Below are 15834 nucleotides of genomic sequence, written 5' to 3' on the forward strand. Positions count from 1 at the left end.
CCCCGGTCAATTGCTGCAGGGCTTGCCGTCCTTCACGTCCTTGACGTCGAACTTGCCGAGCGCGCCGGCGATGACGAAATCATTGTAGTCGAGCACGAGCGCGCGCGAGACGCCGTTCTCGTAGAGCTCGAACGACATCGCGTAGACCGGCGTCTGCTCGCCCTCGGCCCGCTTGGCGTCGCGGTCATAATAGCTGACCGTCACCGGCCACCGCGTCATCTTCTTCATCTCGTCATTGTCGGTCGAGGCGTCGGGCTTGGCGGCGGCCTTGTCGGCCGGCACGGGCGCACCGATCACGGTCAGCGTGTTGTAGACCTTCTCGCCATTGTCCGAGCCGTCATAGACCGTCAGCTCGAGCAGCGACTTGCCCTCGCGCGCGGCGGCGATGATGCGATGAATCTGCTCGGTCGGAAAAACGGTCGAGCCGTCGAGCGTGAAGGTCTTCGCCTCGGGCTGCTTGAGCTTGACGGTGATGTGATCGCCGGTGCGCTCGGCGATACCGTCGACCGGGCTGGAGGCCTGCTCGTTCATGCGCGAGTCGATCTTGAAGCGGTAGCTCTTCCCGGCGCCGTCCTCCCATGCGGTGGACCGCAGGTCGCTCAGGGTCACCTTGCCCTCCCCGAGATCGAGCTCCGAGACCTGGCGGAATTCCGAAGTGTAGCCGTCGCAGGCGTTGCCGGAGAAATTGTAGAGGATGCGGCCGCGCGCGCTGTTGACCGGGCTCGAACCGCGCGACTTGACCAGGCTCAGGTCGTAGAGCGCCTGATGCGGCAGGAACGGCACCGCCGCCCCGGCCTGCGCCGGACCGAACGTGATCGCCGCGACGGCGAGCGCTCCCATCGACAGTCGAAACGAATGAGCCATGAGTTTTCCTCGGAGGACGTATCGCTAAACCGTCACATTAGAGACCGCTGCATTGCGTCGCAACTGCGGCTGTCTCACGGAAACGTGCGCTTAAAGCGCCGGAATCGCGTCGGTGCTGGCAGCTTGCATGTCACTGGCAACTGCGCCAAACAGGGCCGCGGTCCGGCACGGGACCGGCTTTCAGGCGACAGAACGGGGATTTGAGATGGCGGGTACGGTCGAACAGAACCTGGCGGCACAGGGCATCACACTGCCGGCACCAAAGGCACCGGTGGCCAATTACGTCCCGTTCGTGCGCACTGGCAATCTGCTGTTCGTGTCGGGCCAAGTCTGCCTCGGCGGCGACGGCAAGATGATCGCTTCCGGCAAGCTTGGCGGCGGCGTGTCGATCGAGGACGGCTATGCGGCCGCGAAGGGCTGCGGCGTCAACCTGCTGGCGCAGGTGAAGGCGGCGGTCGGCGATCTCGACAAGGTCGTGCGCGTGGTCCGGCTCGGCGGCTTCGTCAATTCGGCGCCCGATTTCCTCGACGGACCGAAGGTTCTCAACGGCGCCTCCGACCTGATGGTCGCCGCCTTCGGCGACAAGGGCCGCCACGCCCGCACCACCGTCGGCGTCTCGGCCCTGCCGTCCGATGCGGCGGTGGAAGTCGAAGGCGTGTTCGAGGTTGAGTGAGTTCGAAATTGAAGACAATGGACGGGGCGAATGCGCGCACCTGACTGGCTGACGGCCCGCCCCGTCGCCCATCGCGGCCTTCACGATGCTGTCAGCGGCATCATCGAGAACATGCCGGCCGCCGCACGCGGCGCCGTGGCCGGCAACTTCGCCATCGAATGCGACATCCAGCTGTCGGCCGATGGCGAGGCCATGGTGCATCACGACTATGATCTCGGACGCCTCACCGAGGGCACCGGCCCACTGATCGAGAAGACCGCGGCAGAGCTGAAAGCGATCAAGTTCAAGCAGACCGACGAGCAGATGATGACGCTCGGCGACCTCTGCAACCTGATCGCCGGACGCGTGCCGCTGGTCGTCGAGGTCAAGAGCACGTTCCAGGGCGATCGCCGTCTGGTCCGGCGCATGGCCGAGGTGCTGGCGTCCTACTCCGGGCCGGTGGTCGGGATGTCGTTCGATCCGGACCAGGTCCGTGCCTTGCGCGAGACCATGCCGAAGCTGACGCGCGGCATCGTCGCGCAGCGCAGCTACGAGGACGGCTATTGGGCCAAGCTGACCCAGGCGCAGCGCGACAGCATGCTGCATCTGAAGCACGGCTTCAGCAGCCAGCCGCATTTCGTCGCCTATTGGATCGACCAGCTGCCTGCGCCGGCCCCCTGGATCGCGCGCAATGTGTTCGGCTGCCCGCTGCTGACCTGGACCGTCCGCACCCCCGAGCAGCGCGCCGCTGCGGCCCGCTACGCGGATCAGATGATCTTCGAAGGGTTTACGCCGGAGACGTGACGCCGGCCTTGAACTCGCTGCTGCGATGCACGATCTTCAGGGCGTGGCATCTGGAACGTCCCGGCCGGGGCGTCCCGTGCCGGCCGGTTTGACAAGGACTCGATGGCATCGCCTGAGATCACGCTCGAAGCCGTTCCCGGGATCAGCGAGATCCCGGCGGCCGCATGGGATGCCTGCGCCAATCCCGGCGGTCGCGTTGGTCCCGGCTCATCTCCCGCCTGCGGCCGCGGCTACAATCCGTTCATCTCACATGCGTTTTTCTCGGCGCTCGAAGCCTCTGGCTCGGCCACCCTGCGTACCGGCTGGGCGCCGCGCCATCTGGTGGCGAAGATCGGCGACGAGATCCTCGGCGTCGTGCCGTGCTATCTGAAGTCCCATTCGCAGGGCGAATACGTCTTCGACCGCGGCTGGGCCGACGCCTATGAGCGCGCCGGCGGCCGCTATTATCCGAAGCTGCAGGTGTCGGTCCCGTTCACGCCGGCGACCGGGCCGCGGCTCTTGATCCGCGCCGACCAGGACCAGGAATTGATCGGCAATGCGCTTGCGCAGGGGCTCAAGGCGCTGTGCGGGATCAGCGAGGCGTCCTCGGTCCATGTCACCTTCGCCCGGGAGTCCGAGTGGCAGCTGCTCGCCACGCAGGGCTTCCTGCAGCGCACCGACCAGCAGTTCCACTGGCACAATCAGGGTTTTTCCAGCTTCGACGATTTCCTGGCGACGATGAATTCGCGCCACCGCAAGGCGATCAAGCGCGAGCGGCGCGACGCATTGGCCGCCGGCATCACCATCCACTGGCTGACCGGCAAGGACATCACCGAGGACGCCTGGGACGCGTTCTTCGCGTTCTACATGGAGACCGGCTCGCGGAAGTGGGGCCGGCCGTATCTGACCCGCAAGTTCTTCGCGCAGATCGGCGAGACCATGGCTGAGGACGTGCTGCTGGTGATGGCCAGGCGCGACGGCCGCTGGATCGCCGGGGCCATCAATTTCATCGGCTCGGACACGCTGTTCGGCCGCAACTGGGGTGCGATCGAGCACCACCCGTTCCTGCATTTCGAGGTCTGCTACTACCAGGCGATCGACTTTGCGATCCAGCACAAGCTTGCCGTGGTCGAGGCCGGCGCCCAGGGCGAGCACAAGATCGCGCGCGGCTACCTGCCGCAGACCACCTACTCCGCCCACTACATCGCCGACCGCGGCCTGCGCCACGCCATCGACGACTATCTCAAGCGCGAGCGCGCCTATGTCGAGCAGGCCGGCCGCGAGCTCGCCGAATCCGGACCGTTCCGGAAAGGCATGGACGAGCCATCTTGACCGGCGACACCTGCCGGTGAGAGTAAGGCGCACCAAGAAGAACCGCTTAAGGGACTGCCCATGACCGCCTACGATCCCAACAATCCGTTCGCAAAGATCCTGCGCGGCGAATTCCCCTGCACCAAGGTCTACGAGAACGACCACGTGCTGGCGTTCCTCGACATCATGCCGCGCGTCCCCGGGCATACGCTGGTGATCCCGAAGGTGCCGGCCCGCAACATCCTTGATATCACCGAGGAGGACTACCTCCATGTCGGCCGCGCCGTGCGGACCATCGCGCGCGCGGCCAAGACCGCGTTCGCCGCCGACGGCATCACCGTGCAGCAGTTCAATGAGCATGCCGGCGGGCAGATGGTGTTCCACCTGCACGTCCACATCATGCCGCGCCACAATGGCGATTCCCTGCTGCCGCCCGCGAGCCGCAAGGAAGATCCGAAGGTGCTGGAGGAGAATGCGGCGAAGCTGATTGCGGCGCTGAAGGGCTGATCAGGCCTCGTCGAGCCCGATGTCCAGCGCGGCCGACGAATGCGTGATCCAGCCGACGGAGATCAGGTCGACGCCGGCCGCGGCGATCGCGGGCGCGGTCTCCACGGTGATCCGGCCCGAGGCTTCGGCGATGGCCTTGCCGCCGATCATGCCCACCGCGGTTTCGAGCTCCGCCGGCGTCATGTTGTCGAGCAGCACCGCGTCGACGCCGAGCGTCAGCGCCTGCTCGAGCTGCGCCAAGGTGTCGACCTCGACCTCGATCTTGACGAGATGGCCGGCATGGGCCTTCGCGCGCGTGATGGCAGCCTTGATGCCGCCGGCGATGGCGATGTGGTTGTCCTTGATCAGGACGGCATCGTCGAGCCCGAACCGATGATTGCCGCCGCCTCCGGCGCGCACCGCATATTTCTCCAGCGCGCGCAGGCCCGGCGTGGTCTTCCGGGTACAGACGATCTGCGCCTTGGTCCCTTTCACCGCCGCGACCAGCGACGCCGTCGCGCTGGCGACCCCGCTCAAGCGGCAGAGGAAGTTGAGCGCCACGCGCTCGCCGGTCAGCAGCGCCCGCGCCGGGCCGCTGATGGTTGCGATCGTGTCTCCCGGCGCCGCGGCGCTGCCATCAGGCCGCACGACCTCCAGGCGCACGTCCGGCGAGACGGTCTGGAAGGCGCAGCGCGCCACATCGAGGCCCGCGATCACGCCGTGCTGGCGCGCCCGCAGCTTCAGCGATGCGCGCTGCTCGGCCGGCACGATGGCATCGGTGGTGATGTCGCCGGCCCGGCCGAGATCCTCAAGCAGCGCCATGCGCACCAGCGGCTCGTAGAGCAAGGGCGAGAGAGGATTGAGACTCATGGCACTGCACTCCTCAACGGCGTCTGCTCGGCCTCGACGATGTCGCGCGCAACCGCAATCGCCTCGGGCAGAGTGAAGCTGGACGGCTGCGCGACGGTCCGCGTGTCCGGACGATCGCTGCGGAAATGCGCGCCGCGGCTCTCCTCATGGGCATGCGCCGCGACCGCGAGCATCAGGCCGACCAGCGCAGGATCAGCCGCGGGCCCTGCCTGCTCCGCCAGCGGAAGCAGGCTGCTGACGGCCGCCGCGATCGTGCGGCGCTCGCGCATCACGCCGAGCGCATCCGACAGCAGCGGCCGTACGGCCGACGGATCGGACGCCGGCGGAATGACCGCCACCGCGCACGGCTTGCCCGCACGCTGCGGCGCGCCGGCCACGCTTTCTGCCACCCATTGCGCGCAGACGATCGCTTCCATCAGCGAGTTGCTGGCGAGCCGGTTGGCGCCGTGCAGGCCGGTGCGGCTGGCCTCGCCACAGGCCCACAAGCCCTCGACCGTGCTGCGTCCCATCGCGTCAACAGCGACGCCGCCCATATGATAGTGCACGGCCGGCCGCACGGGGATCGGATCGCGCGCGGGATCGATGCCCGCCATGCGGCAGAAGGCGCTGATCACGGGATAGCGCGCGGCGAAATCCTTGCCCGGCTTGTCGCGCGCATCGAGCAACACACGGTGTCCCTGCGCGCGGCGCCGCCACACCGCGCGCGCCACCACGTCGCGGGGCGCCAGCTCGGCCCCCGGCTCGTCGGCCATGAAGCGCGTGCCGGTCTCGTCGATCAGCACCGCACCGTCGCCGCGGATCGCCTCGGTGAGAAGCGGCAGCGGCCGCGAGGGCCCGTCAAACGCGGTGGGGTGAAACTGCACGAATTCGAGATCGGACAGCACGGACCCGGCCCGCGCCGCCAGCGCGAGCCCCTGGCCGAAGCAGCCGGTGGGATTGGTGCTGTCGAGGAACAGCCCGCCGATGCCGCCGGTTGCGATCACGACGCGTGTCGTGGCGAGGATCAGAGCCGCATCGCCGCGCACCGCAACCACGCCCTGGATCGCGTTGTCGTCGACAATCAGCCGGCGCGCCTCGACGCCCTCGAGCAAGGTCACCGAAGCACAACGCCGCACAGCCGCGATCAGTGCGCGCATGATCTCGCGTCCCGTGCCGTCGCCGGTCGCATGCACGATCCGCTTGCGGCTGTGCGCGGCCTCCAGGCCCAGACGCCAGCGTCCATCCGCATGCCGGTCGAACGCGACGCCGAGCTGGGCGAGGCGCTCGACCGCGGCCGGCGCAGCATCGATGATACGGCGCGCGGCGGACTCGTCGCACAATCCCGCTCCGGCAGCGAGCGTGTCCTTAAGATGCAGCGACGGATCATCGTCATCGCCAACCGCCGCGGCCAGTCCGCCTTGCGCCCACATGCTCGATGCCTCCGCGCCGAGCGGCGACTTCGACAGCAGCACGACGGGCTCGGGCGCGAGCTGAAGCGCCGTCATCAGACCTGCGGCTCCGCCGCCGATGATCACGGGACGGCCAGCCAACTTCGAAACATCGATGCTCATGATGCCAGCATCCTTTCCACGGCGCGCCGCGCGCGCTCGGCCATCGCGGGATCGATCGTGACCTCGTGCGTATTGGTCTCGAGCGCATGGCGGATGTTCTTCAACGTGATCTGCTTCATGTGCGGGCACAGATTGCAGGGGCGGATGAACTCGATGTCGGGATGGAGCACGGCGACATTGTCGCTCATCGAGCATTCCGTGAGCAGCACCACCCGGACCGGCCGTCTTGCTCCGACGAAGTCCGACATCGCCGCGGTGGAGCCGGCGAAGTCGGCCTCCGCCACCACCTCCGGCGGACACTCCGGATGCGCGAGCACGGTGACCCCGGGATGGTTGTCGCGTAGCGTGCGGACGTCATCGGCGCTGAAGCGCTCATGGACCTCGCAATGCCCTTTCCAGGCCGTGATCCTGACCTTGGTCTGTGCGGCGACGTTGCGCGCGAGATATTCATCCGGCAGCATGATGACGTGATCGACACCGAGCGACTCGACGACCGCGCGCGCGTTGCCGGACGTGCAGCAGACGTCGGACTCGGCCTTCACGGCCACCGACGTGTTGACATAGGCGACCACGGGCACGCCCGGGTGGCGCGCGCGCATCAGCCGGACGTCGGCGGCGGTGATCGACTCCGCCAATGAGCAGCCCGCCTCCACGTCGGGGATCAGCACCGTCTTGTCGGGATTGAGCAGCTTGGCGGTCTCCGCCATGAAGTGGACGCCGGCGAGCACGATCACCTCGGCATCGACCTTGGTCGCTTCGCGCGCCAGCAGCAGGCTGTCGCCGACGATGTCGGCGACGCCGTGATAGATCTCGGGCGTCTGATAGTTGTGCGCCAGCACCACGGCATTGCGCCGGCGCTTCAGCGCCAGGATGGCTTCGACATCGTCCTCGAAGACAGCCCATTCCGGCGGCGGGATCACCCGCCTCAGGCGCTCAGCAAGCGATGCATTCGGCGCGACGGCGGGCAGGACAAGATCGGCCATTTATACTCTCCATGAGCATAAGATGCCTTATACTTATCCTGAGCATAAGCCTTGTCAAGAGCGGGCGATCAAGACCGCGAGAGCGGCAGCTTGGTTCCTACCACCGCCCGCTCGGCCAGAACGCCCTGCCGGAAGCGAAACAGCTTGGCCGGCCGACCGATCGTGTCGGCAGCGATTGCGCCTGTCTCTTCAACGAGTTCCTGCTGCTCGATGAGGCGGCGGAAGTTCTGCTTGTGGACGAGCCGGCCTGCCAAGGCCTCGACGCTGCGTTGCAGTTGCAGGAGTGTAAATTCTTCCGGCATCAACTCGAACACGACCGGCCGGTATTTGATCTTGGCGCGCAGCCGCGCGATGCCGGTGGCGAGAATGCGGCGGTGATCACCCGTCATGGCGCGGCCCGGCACGATCGGATCGCCTCCCTTTTCGCGCACGCTCTCGGGGATCAGCCCCGCCTCATACAGCAGCTCGTAGCGCTGCAGCGTCAGCTCCTCGTTCCACTCGCGGCCATCGAGGCCGAAGGTGATGGCGGCGCGCCGCCACCTGGTCTTCTGCAGCGTCGGCTCGTCGGCGGATCGGGCCCAGGCTTTCAGCTTCGGCGCGATGATCTTGGCCAGGATCGCCGGCGGCCCGTCGCGATGATCCTCCCACGGGAAGTAGTCGTACCAGGATGACCATTGCGCATCCGCGCCCTCGCGCCCCTCCTCCTCACGGGTCAGGCCGAGATAGCTGATGGAGATCCGGTGCGGCGCGTCGGGATCGCCGGTACGGCCACGGTCGGCGAAGGTGTAGAGCTGCTCGACATAGCCCAGGGGATGGCCGGTCTGGGCCTCGACCCAGGCGCGCAGGCCGGTCTGCAGCGAGCGGTGCCCGAACTGAAACGGTCCGCTCGGCAGCGCCGCAGCGTGCTCGATCGTCATGATCCTGGGCTGCCCGTCGGTCACCGCCACCAGCACGGCGACGAGGTCCGCCGTGATCGCATCCAGAGCCGTCACCGTCTTCTGCGGCCGCTTGTTCACCTTCGACATCCGGATCTGTCGGTCCTATTTGTCATCCTTGCCAGCCGCCGCCGGCGTGAACACGCAGTGATCCGGTTTCAGATCGATCAGCGGCGTCTCGTCGAGGCAGTCGAGACCGCGCACCAGAACGGTGCTGCCCTCCAGCGCGACGAAGCGGACCGTCGACACGCCGATCGGATTGGGACGCACCGGCGAGCGCAGCGCGAAGGTGCCCCGGGTCTCGCCATCATGATGGCGCGGGCTCTGCTTTACGAGATCACGGCGCGCCCGGTTGAGCCAGTACAGCACCTGGAGATGGCTGAAACTGTCGATGCCCTCTAGCGCCGGCACCCAGGGCTCGAAGATCTCGAGCCGGCACACCGGCCCCTCGAAGCTGCCCTGCCGCGGCGTCTCCAGCCGCGAGGTCCAGGGCGTGCGGATACGGCCGATGAAATACAGCGTGGCGTCGCGCGGCTGTGGCGCGTCGATGGCGACTTCGCCCGGGCGGAGATCGGTATCAGCAGTCATTGCGGAGTCCTCAGGTCTTCCCGGCAATCTATCCGAACCTCGGCTCACCGCAATTGCGGCCGCGCAAGATCGCGCAACTCATCCGAGCCACCATTTGCCGGCCAGCATCGCGGCCTCGCCGCAGACGACACCGGCGAAGATCGAGCGACGGGTCGCCATGAAGGCCGCAAGGCCGGCAACGACGGCACCGTAGCGCAGGCCCCACGGCACGCTGGCGAGCGCGCCCGGCGGCTGCACCAGGATCTGGGCGATGACCCCCGCCAAGATGGCGGTCGCGACCGCCTTGACCCACATCAGCAGGTCCGAGCCCTCGTCGAGCCCGCTGCCGAACCAAAGTCCGAGCAGGCGCCAGATCTGGTTGGGGATCACGCCTGCCACCAGCAGCACCACGAGCGCATGCCAATCGCCGATGAAGTCGCTCATGCCAGCCCCCGCCGCTCGCGCCATTTGTGCGCGCCGAACGCGAGCGTTCCGGCGACGACGCCGCTGACCAGGATGTCGACGCCGCTGTTGAGCTGGGCGGCCAGCGGATACAGCACGAGGCCGAGGCCCAGCGCGAGCACGTCGGCAAGCTCCCTGGCGTTGCGCAGGGTCGAGAACAGGAAGGCCAGCGGCGTCAGCAAGAGCACCGCGGCGCCGAAGGTCTGCGACAGATTGGCGGCGAGAAGATACCCGATGATGGTCGCGATCAGCGCAATCCCCATCAGGCCGGTGCCGAGGCCATGGACGAAGGCGATGCGGCGCTCGCGCGGCACATGCGGCAGGAAGCGATAGCATTCGACCCACAGGGTGACTGCGGTGAAATGCGCGATCAGCACCAGGTGCCGCCGCTTGGTCTGGGGCGAGCGGATCAGCGGCAGCACCGCCACCACCATTGGAAACAGCCGGATCGCGCTCATCGTCACCGCGGTCGCCGATTGCAGAATGGTCTGGCCGGAGCCGAGCGTGGAGACCAGGATGATCTGCGCCGGACCGGCCCATACCAGCGCGGTAGAGAGGATCGCCCAGAGCATGCTGAAATGGGTGTCGTGGGCGAGCGCGCCGATGCCGATGAAGGTGACGAACAGCACCAGCGACAGGATGGTCGCCGACGTCGCGCGCAGCCCCCAGCCGAAGGCGCGCAGTGAACCATGCCATTGCGGCGAATCGAGCGGAGGAAGTGTCACGGGCGGCCCAGCGGAACGAACCGCGATAAGGCTGGCGAAAGCCGCGCGCGTCAACCGCCATCAGGCGCGCGCGGGTCTGCGTCCGGCGCAGCCATTCCCCCGCACGCCATGCTGCGGCAGCGCTATCCGGAGCGATTGCGCAACACGAAGCAGGCACCACCGGCTCCGCGGATCCGACTGCAGAGCGCGTCGGCCTCGGCCCGTGTCTCGGCGCCGATCCGCACCTGGTAGAAGGCGCGGTTGCCGCGCGAGCGCATTACCGACGACAGCAGGCTCGGGTCGCGGTCGCCGATGACCGGGCCGAGCCCCTTGATCGCCCGCGAATACATCGCGAGCGCCTTGTTGCGGTCGAAGCCTGCAGCCAGCTGGACGCCCCATGGTTTCGCGGCCGACAGCGCCACATGTTGCTCGAGCTCCGTGACGAACGGATTCGGCGCGCGCTTCAACATCGCCATCAGCTGACGACACGAGGTCGGCGGCGGGCTCGGCGGCGTCTTGCCGCCGTTGCCGGCGGCCGCCCACTCATCGATCGTGGCTCCGGTGATCGCCGAGACGTAGTTGCGGGTCTCCCAGGGCATCTGCCCCTTGCCGGCGAGCCAGTCCTGCACCCGGCGCGGCCCCGCATTGTAGGCCGCCGCCGCGAGCCCGAGATTGCCGAACTGATCGCGCAGCTCGGCCAGAAACTGCGCCGACTTCGGCAGCGCCTGAACCGGATCGAACGGATCGAGCAATTGGCGCTCGTTCGCCGTGCCCGGCATGAACTGGGCGATTCCCTGCGCGCGCTGGCCGTTGCGCGTGACCGGCCCGACTGCGTCGCTCTGAAAGCGGCTCTCCTGCCAGATCACGCGGGCGAAGAATTCGAGCGGCAGATCATTCGCCTTGGCTGCGGATTCGATCATCAGGCAGATCGCCTCGCGCGTGCCGCTCTCCTTGGACTCGTCGGTCTTGTTCTCCGGGCCCTCTGCTGCAGCGTCTGCCGGCTTCGCAGCCTCCTGCGGCGAATCCTGCCGCGCGCCATCCTTCGGATCAGCCGGCACGGCAACGTCGCGGTCGGAGGCCTGCTCCGCCGCCACGCCGGACAAGGGCATGGTCAGCATCAAGGCAAGGCCGAGACAGGCCATGCGAGCAACGGAAACCATGGAAAGCATCGTGGGCGCGGTGCAATGGTTGGAATTCTGCCGACAGACAAAGCCGAAGACCATGCGGGGTTCCACCGCGCGGCGCCTTGACACGGCGAACGAGCCGGCTAGCAATCCCCAAGTCCTGCAGGGAGCGCGACGGATGACCGCACCGACCGACGACAGACTCGGCTTCGCGCCCGACAGCGATGCGCCATTGTCCTATATGGCGCGCACGCGCGACTACTATCTGGCGATCGGCTATGACACGCCCTATCGCTGGGCCCACTACACGTCGGCGCCGTTTCAGCCGCTGCGCAAGCCGCTCGCGCAGTCGCGCGTCACCATCGTCACCACGGCCGCGCCTTTCGATCCCGCCAAAGGCGATCAAGGCCCCGGCGCGCCCTACAATGGCGGCGCCAAGTTCTACTCCGTCTATGACGGCGACACGTCGGCGCAGCACGACCTGCGCATTTCCCACATCGCCTATGATCGCGTGCACACCTCGGCCGAGGACTCCGGCACCTGGTTTCCGCTGCCACAGCTCCTAAGGCTGGCAGGTGAAGGCCGCATCGGCGCGGTCGGACCGCGCTTCTTCGGCGCCCCGACCAATCGCAGCCACCGCGTGACGATCGAGACCGATGCGCCGGAGATTCTCGCGCGCTGCCGCGCCGACGCGATCGACGCCGTCGTGCTGCTGCCGAACTGTCCGGTGTGCCACCAGACCGTAAGCCTTGTGGCACGGCATCTCGAAGCGAACGGCGTCGCGACCGTCGTCATGGGCTGCGCCAAGGACATCGTCGAGCACGCCGCCGCGCCGCGCTTCCTGTTCTCGGATTTTCCGCTCGGCAATTCCGCCGGCAAGCCGCACGACGCGGCCTCGCAGGCCTTCACGCTCGATTTGGCTTTACGTGTCCTCGAGAGTTCACCAGCCGCACGCACGACCGTGCAATCGCCTTTGCAGTGGAGCGAGGATCACGGCTGGAAGCGCGACTACAGCAATCCCGCCATGCTCGCGCCGCAGGAGCTGGCGCGGCGGCGCGCCGAGTTCGATGCGCAGAAGGCGATCGCGCGGCAGGTTCGTGGAAAGCAGGTGTGAAAGCCACACTCGGGCGAAACTCGCCCGGGAATTTCTTCGGATAATGCTGATTGCGCTTGCCGTCCCGCTCCAGTTGCGCTTGAGTTCCCCCGGGTTTCAAGGGGGCAGTACCAAATGAGAGTTGTAGCGTTGGTGGCGCTGTGCGCCGCGCTGGGAGGTTGCGCGTCCGTAACGCGGGGTACAACCGAGACGATCAGCGTCGCGTCGACGCCGTCCGGCGCCGAGGCCACGGTCGCCGGTCTCGAAGCGCCGATGACCTGCACGACGCCCTGTTCGTTCGTCGCCAAGCGCAATGCCGACATCTCCGTCACCATCGAAAAACCTGGCTACGAGACCCAGATCATCCCGTTGACCAAGGACATCCCGGCGACCGGCGCGGCCGGCTTCGCCGGCAACATCCTGGCGGGCGGCCTGATCGGCATGGGAGTGGACGCAGCGACGGGCGCGGCGACCGACCACAAGCCGAACCCGGTGATCGTCACCTTGCAGCCGCGCATGGCGGCGCCGGCAGGCCGTGCGCAGCGGCCGCCGCGGCGGCCGGCTCCGCCGCCGGCACAACCGGAGGCCGGGACCTAGCGCCGCCAAGGGTTGCCTGTCAGCCAGCCGCCGATTGTGCCTCGCTGGTCGCGACAGCATCGACCGGCAGCGCGAACTGCTCGACCCGGTTGAGCGGCTTCTTGTTGAGCAGCAGCCGGGTCACATCGGGGCGCGAATAGTGCCCCGCCGGATCGGCGGCATTCTTGGCGATGCCGATCATGCCCAAATCGATCTCGGCGATCAGCAGGCCTTCCTGCTCCGGCGGCAGCTTCTCGGCGAGCGAAGAGCCATCCGGACCAAAGATCGCGGCGTAGCCGCCGCCGACATGCAGCAGCGCGTGCTTGTCGGGCCGGTCACACAGCTCGTCGATCATCGCCTGCGAGACGGTGGCGCACGGCGCCAGCACGAAGCACGAGCCCTCGACCGCATAGACGCGCGAGGCGGCGTTGTTGACCTCGGCGCCGAGCGCCGGCGCGAACGGATCGTACAGCGAGAAGCTCGGCCACGCTGCGACATGGACCTGCTCGTTCTGCGCGTACATTGCGTATTTCGACAGCGGCTGTAGATGCTCCCAGCAGCACAGCGCACCGATCCGGCCGATATCGGGACGATCATGCACCGCAAGGTCACTGCCGTCGCCCTCACCGTAGACGGTGCGCTCGGCATGAGTCGGCCGCAGCTTGCGGCGCCGGGCGATGGTCTCGCCCTCGGGGCCGATCAGCCATTGCGCGATGTAGAGGCTGCCGCCGTCGCGCTCGGAGAGTCCCAGCACGGCGGTCAGCCTCGCCTTGCGCACGGCAGCCCGCAGCGCCTCGGCCTGCGGGCTGTCATAGGCCAGCGAGTTGTCGAAATAGCGCTGCACGAAGCCGCGGCCGATGCACCAGGCTGGCGAGTCCATCCAGATGTGCCAGGGGTAGCCGGGGATGAACACCTCCGGAAACGCGATCAGCTTGGCGCCCTTGTCGGCCGCCTCCTCGATCAGGGCGATGGTCTTCTTGATCGAGGCGTCCAGGTCGAGCCAGGCCGGTGCCGCCTGCACCACCGCCACCTTGTATTTCGGATGTGCCAGTCCCATCGCTGCTGCTCCCTGATGCCCGTGCGCGGCGGGTGGCGCCGCGACCGGGCCAACTATTGACGCCAGCCGGCTTTCGCGCTCGTCTCCCAGGGAACGAACATTCGACTGCGGCCGGGACGAAGATCTCGCCGGCCCGGAATTTGCTGCATTGCCACAGATCAGACCGGCACAGGTGCAGGAGGAGACGGAGCGATGCCGATCCTGTTCACCACCGACGGAAGCCCGGGCCACCGCCGGCTGGCGCTGTGGCAGGACATCGTCTGCGACGTCTATGTCGGGCTCGATTGCACCTCCGATCTCGGCAGCGCGTTTCGCGGCTCGGTGACCCACACCGCGTTGGGACGGGCCGTGTGCTCCGAGGTCGCCTCGGACCGGCAGCGCGTGCACCGGACCTCGCAGCGGATCTCCCGGGCGGATGCCGACTTCATCCTCGTCGCGCTCGGGCGCGAGGGGATCGGCGGCGTCGTCCAGGATGGCCGCGACACCGTGATCAGGCCCGGGGAGTTCGCGATCTACGACACGACCCGTCCCTATGAGCTGCAGTTCGACGCCGCGTTCAAGCAGATCGTGTTCAAGCTCCCGCGCGAGATGCTGCAGCGCCGGATCGGTCCGACCGAGACCGTAACGGCGATCAGCTTCGGCTCCGACAGCCCGCTCCAGCCACTCGCCCACGACTTCATCGTCAGGCTCTGCGAGCGCGCCGAGCGCATCGGCCCCGAGCATGCCGAACGGCTGGCGGACCAGGCCGCCGACCTGCTCGCCATGACCCTGGCCGAGCGGCTGTGCACCCAGCCCCTGCCCGCCTCGAGCCACCGCGCAGCGCTGCTCTATCGGATCAAGGCGCACGTCCGCACCCGGCTGTCCGACGCCGACCTCTCACTGCCGGAGATCGCACGCGAGCTCGGGCTCTCGGCGCGCTACGTCAACGATCTGTTCTCGGACGAGGAGACGTCGTTCCAGCGCTTCGTGCTGGCCGAGCGGCTCACGCAGTGCCGGCGCGATCTCGGCTCGCCGATGCTGGCGCATCGTCAGATCAGCGAGATCGCCTTTTCCTGGGGCTTCAATGACCTCTCGCATTTCGGCCGCGTGTTCCGCGAGCAGTTCGGCCTGTCGCCACGCGAGTGGCGGCGCAGCACCTTGAAGCGCTAAACTCCCCTCGAAACTCCCTTGCAACGCGCTGGCCGCATGCGCTGGTCGGCCGGGCCGGATCTGCGATGCGCCGTTTTGCCTTGAAGGCTCTGTTTACCCTGCTGACGTTGAACCGGGATGATGACGATCCTCCCCGTTGGGATCTGATCATCCTGATCGGCTCGACGATCGTGAGCATTGGCCTGATCGGGCTTTACGCCTATGGAAAGGCCACCGGCCGCTGGTAGGCCGGATAAGTCGGGTGAACGTGACATGATCATGCGAGCAGGGCTTGGGTTGGCTTTGACGTGCCTGCTCACAGGCCCAAGCCATGCGCTGGACAGCGAGCAGAAGCGTGGAAAAGCGCTCTTGCAAAGCCTTTGCAGCCGATGCCATGCCGTAGGTCTCACGGGCGCCAGCCCGCACCCCGACGCGCCCCCGTTCAGGACCTTCGGTGACAGCAAGCTCTACGACGAGGATTTCGCCCAGCGGCTGCAGGCCGGCCTGTCGACCATTCACAAGGACATGCCGAGCTTCCAGTTCGACCGGCCCGAGGCGGAAGCCGCGGCCAACTATCTCAAGGCGATTCAGGTCCGCCCCAAACGGCGGTGACGCGTCGGCGCGCTCCGCCGGCGTGGAACGGGATATGTACCGCCGTGTTGCCCGTTCCCGTCCATTGTCCGCGGCGC

At 67.4% G+C, this 15834-nt stretch carries 19 protein-coding genes; 9 read left to right on the top strand and 10 right to left on the bottom strand.

Annotated elements, in window-relative coordinates:
- Positions 1-6 precede the first annotated feature (6 nt).
- On the bottom strand, positions 7-864 hold the full coding sequence (locus QW845_RS24615) for a cell envelope integrity EipB family protein (RefSeq protein ID WP_315804115.1): 858 nt from the start codon (positions 862-864) through the stop codon (positions 7-9).
- A gap of 205 nt (positions 865-1069) precedes the next feature.
- Between QW845_RS24615 and QW845_RS24620 the strand changes: the two genes are divergently transcribed.
- From QW845_RS24620 to QW845_RS24635, 4 genes are all read left to right on the top strand, one after another.
- Positions 1070-1537 (top strand): RidA family protein, encoded by a 468-nt coding sequence (locus QW845_RS24620; protein ID WP_315804116.1) that lies wholly within the window; start codon positions 1070-1072, stop codon positions 1535-1537.
- A gap of 30 nt (positions 1538-1567) precedes the next feature.
- On the top strand, positions 1568-2320 hold the full coding sequence (locus QW845_RS24625; protein WP_315804117.1) for a glycerophosphodiester phosphodiesterase: 753 nt from the start codon (positions 1568-1570) through the stop codon (positions 2318-2320).
- A gap of 102 nt (positions 2321-2422) precedes the next feature.
- Positions 2423-3631 carry a GNAT family N-acetyltransferase gene (locus QW845_RS24630; protein ID WP_315804118.1) on the top strand — a complete coding sequence of 403 codons (1209 nt, stop codon included), beginning with the start codon at positions 2423-2425 and terminating at the stop codon, positions 3629-3631.
- A 60-nt stretch (positions 3632-3691) separates the two neighbouring features.
- Positions 3692-4117, top strand: coding sequence for an HIT family protein (locus QW845_RS24635; protein WP_315804119.1), 426 nt, complete (start codon positions 3692-3694; stop codon positions 4115-4117).
- On the opposite strand, the gene nadC is transcribed toward QW845_RS24635, so the two are convergent.
- From nadC to QW845_RS24675, 8 genes are all read right to left on the bottom strand, one after another.
- On the bottom strand, positions 4118-4966 hold the full coding sequence (gene nadC / locus QW845_RS24640) for a carboxylating nicotinate-nucleotide diphosphorylase (RefSeq protein ID WP_315804120.1): 849 nt from the start codon (positions 4964-4966) through the stop codon (positions 4118-4120).
- Positions 4963-6516 carry an L-aspartate oxidase gene (locus QW845_RS24645; RefSeq protein ID WP_315804121.1) on the bottom strand — a complete coding sequence of 518 codons (1554 nt, stop codon included), beginning with the start codon at positions 6514-6516 and terminating at the stop codon, positions 4963-4965. The genes nadC and QW845_RS24645 overlap by 4 nt, the downstream gene beginning before the upstream one ends.
- Positions 6513-7499, bottom strand: coding sequence for a quinolinate synthase NadA (gene nadA, locus QW845_RS24650; RefSeq protein ID WP_315804122.1), 987 nt, complete (start codon positions 7497-7499; stop codon positions 6513-6515). The genes QW845_RS24645 and nadA overlap by 4 nt, the downstream gene beginning before the upstream one ends.
- Positions 7500-7567: 68 nt before the next feature.
- On the bottom strand, positions 7568-8524 hold the full coding sequence (locus QW845_RS24655; protein ID WP_315804123.1) for an NrtR DNA-binding winged helix domain-containing protein: 957 nt from the start codon (positions 8522-8524) through the stop codon (positions 7568-7570).
- 15 nt (positions 8525-8539) lie between these two features.
- Positions 8540-9022, bottom strand: coding sequence for a tRNA (N6-threonylcarbamoyladenosine(37)-N6)-methyltransferase TrmO (gene tsaA / locus QW845_RS24660; RefSeq protein WP_315804124.1), 483 nt, complete (start codon positions 9020-9022; stop codon positions 8540-8542).
- Positions 9023-9100: 78 nt separating this feature from the next.
- Entirely contained in the window at positions 9101-9445 is a 345-nt protein-coding gene (locus tag QW845_RS24665) for an AzlD domain-containing protein (protein WP_315804125.1), read from the bottom strand.
- The gene (locus tag QW845_RS24670) at positions 9442-10188 is read right to left on the bottom strand and encodes an AzlC family ABC transporter permease (protein ID WP_315804126.1); all 747 of its coding nucleotides are present in this window, start codon (positions 10186-10188) and stop codon (positions 9442-9444) included. The genes QW845_RS24665 and QW845_RS24670 overlap by 4 nt, the downstream gene beginning before the upstream one ends.
- Before the next feature lie 122 nt (positions 10189-10310).
- A complete protein-coding gene (locus QW845_RS24675; protein ID WP_409997961.1) occupies positions 10311-11327 on the bottom strand; it encodes a transglycosylase SLT domain-containing protein in 1017 nt (338 codons plus the stop codon).
- Positions 11328-11469: 142 nt separating this feature from the next.
- Here QW845_RS24675 and QW845_RS24680 point away from each other — a divergent pair, with 142 nt between their 5' ends.
- Together QW845_RS24680 and QW845_RS24685 are read left to right on the top strand one after the other, a co-directional pair.
- On the top strand, positions 11470-12405 hold the full coding sequence (locus tag QW845_RS24680; RefSeq protein WP_315804128.1) for a glycine reductase: 936 nt from the start codon (positions 11470-11472) through the stop codon (positions 12403-12405).
- Between the two features lie 114 nt (positions 12406-12519).
- Positions 12520-12981: a PEGA domain-containing protein gene (locus QW845_RS24685; RefSeq protein WP_315804129.1), complete on the top strand. Its 462-nt coding sequence runs from the start codon at positions 12520-12522 to the stop codon at positions 12979-12981.
- Between the two features lie 19 nt (positions 12982-13000).
- On the opposite strand, the gene QW845_RS24690 is transcribed toward QW845_RS24685, so the two are convergent.
- On the bottom strand, positions 13001-14017 hold the full coding sequence (locus tag QW845_RS24690) for a carbon-nitrogen hydrolase family protein (RefSeq protein WP_315804130.1): 1017 nt from the start codon (positions 14015-14017) through the stop codon (positions 13001-13003).
- A 192-nt stretch (positions 14018-14209) separates the two neighbouring features.
- Here QW845_RS24690 and QW845_RS24695 point away from each other — a divergent pair, with 192 nt between their 5' ends.
- From QW845_RS24695 to QW845_RS24705, 3 genes are all read left to right on the top strand, one after another.
- On the top strand, positions 14210-15166 hold the full coding sequence (locus tag QW845_RS24695) for a helix-turn-helix domain-containing protein (protein WP_315804131.1): 957 nt from the start codon (positions 14210-14212) through the stop codon (positions 15164-15166).
- Between the two features lie 65 nt (positions 15167-15231).
- Positions 15232-15393 carry a hypothetical protein gene (locus QW845_RS24700; RefSeq protein ID WP_315804132.1) on the top strand — a complete coding sequence of 54 codons (162 nt, stop codon included), beginning with the start codon at positions 15232-15234 and terminating at the stop codon, positions 15391-15393.
- Between the two features lie 25 nt (positions 15394-15418).
- On the top strand, positions 15419-15757 hold the full coding sequence (locus QW845_RS24705; protein WP_315804133.1) for a cytochrome c: 339 nt from the start codon (positions 15419-15421) through the stop codon (positions 15755-15757).
- Positions 15758-15834 lie beyond the last annotated feature (77 nt).

Origin of the sequence: Bradyrhizobium sp. SZCCHNS3002 (assembly GCF_032377435.1) — a bacterium.
GTDB lineage: Bacteria > Pseudomonadota > Alphaproteobacteria > Rhizobiales > Xanthobacteraceae > Bradyrhizobium.

Excerpts from the sequence above, each read along its gene's own strand:
- QW845_RS24615 (WP_315804115.1), bottom strand. The coding sequence starts at position 864 with ATGGCTCATTCGTTTCGACTGTCGATGGGAGCGCTCGCCGTCGCGGCG.
- QW845_RS24620 (WP_315804116.1), top strand. The coding sequence starts at position 1,070 with ATGGCGGGTACGGTCGAACAGAACCTGGCGGCACAGGGCATCACACTG.
- QW845_RS24625 (WP_315804117.1), top strand. The coding sequence starts at position 1,568 with ATGCGCGCACCTGACTGGCTGACGGCCCGCCCCGTCGCCCATCGCGGC.
- QW845_RS24630 (WP_315804118.1), top strand. The coding sequence starts at position 2,423 with ATGGCATCGCCTGAGATCACGCTCGAAGCCGTTCCCGGGATCAGCGAG.
- QW845_RS24635 (WP_315804119.1), top strand. The coding sequence starts at position 3,692 with ATGACCGCCTACGATCCCAACAATCCGTTCGCAAAGATCCTGCGCGGC.
- nadC (WP_315804120.1), bottom strand. The coding sequence starts at position 4,966 with ATGAGTCTCAATCCTCTCTCGCCCTTGCTCTACGAGCCGCTGGTGCGC.
- QW845_RS24645 (WP_315804121.1), bottom strand. The coding sequence starts at position 6,516 with ATGAGCATCGATGTTTCGAAGTTGGCTGGCCGTCCCGTGATCATCGGC.
- nadA (WP_315804122.1), bottom strand. The coding sequence starts at position 7,499 with ATGGCCGATCTTGTCCTGCCCGCCGTCGCGCCGAATGCATCGCTTGCT.
- QW845_RS24655 (WP_315804123.1), bottom strand. The coding sequence starts at position 8,524 with ATGTCGAAGGTGAACAAGCGGCCGCAGAAGACGGTGACGGCTCTGGAT.
- tsaA (WP_315804124.1), bottom strand. The coding sequence starts at position 9,022 with ATGACTGCTGATACCGATCTCCGCCCGGGCGAAGTCGCCATCGACGCG.
- QW845_RS24665 (WP_315804125.1), bottom strand. The coding sequence starts at position 9,445 with ATGAGCGACTTCATCGGCGATTGGCATGCGCTCGTGGTGCTGCTGGTG.
- QW845_RS24675 (WP_409997961.1), bottom strand. The coding sequence starts at position 11,327 with ATGGTTTCCGTTGCTCGCATGGCCTGTCTCGGCCTTGCCTTGATGCTG.
- QW845_RS24680 (WP_315804128.1), top strand. The coding sequence starts at position 11,470 with ATGACCGCACCGACCGACGACAGACTCGGCTTCGCGCCCGACAGCGAT.
- QW845_RS24685 (WP_315804129.1), top strand. The coding sequence starts at position 12,520 with ATGAGAGTTGTAGCGTTGGTGGCGCTGTGCGCCGCGCTGGGAGGTTGC.
- QW845_RS24690 (WP_315804130.1), bottom strand. The coding sequence starts at position 14,017 with ATGGGACTGGCACATCCGAAATACAAGGTGGCGGTGGTGCAGGCGGCA.
- QW845_RS24695 (WP_315804131.1), top strand. The coding sequence starts at position 14,210 with ATGCCGATCCTGTTCACCACCGACGGAAGCCCGGGCCACCGCCGGCTG.
- QW845_RS24700 (WP_315804132.1), top strand. The coding sequence starts at position 15,232 with ATGCGCCGTTTTGCCTTGAAGGCTCTGTTTACCCTGCTGACGTTGAAC.
- QW845_RS24705 (WP_315804133.1), top strand. The coding sequence starts at position 15,419 with ATGATCATGCGAGCAGGGCTTGGGTTGGCTTTGACGTGCCTGCTCACA.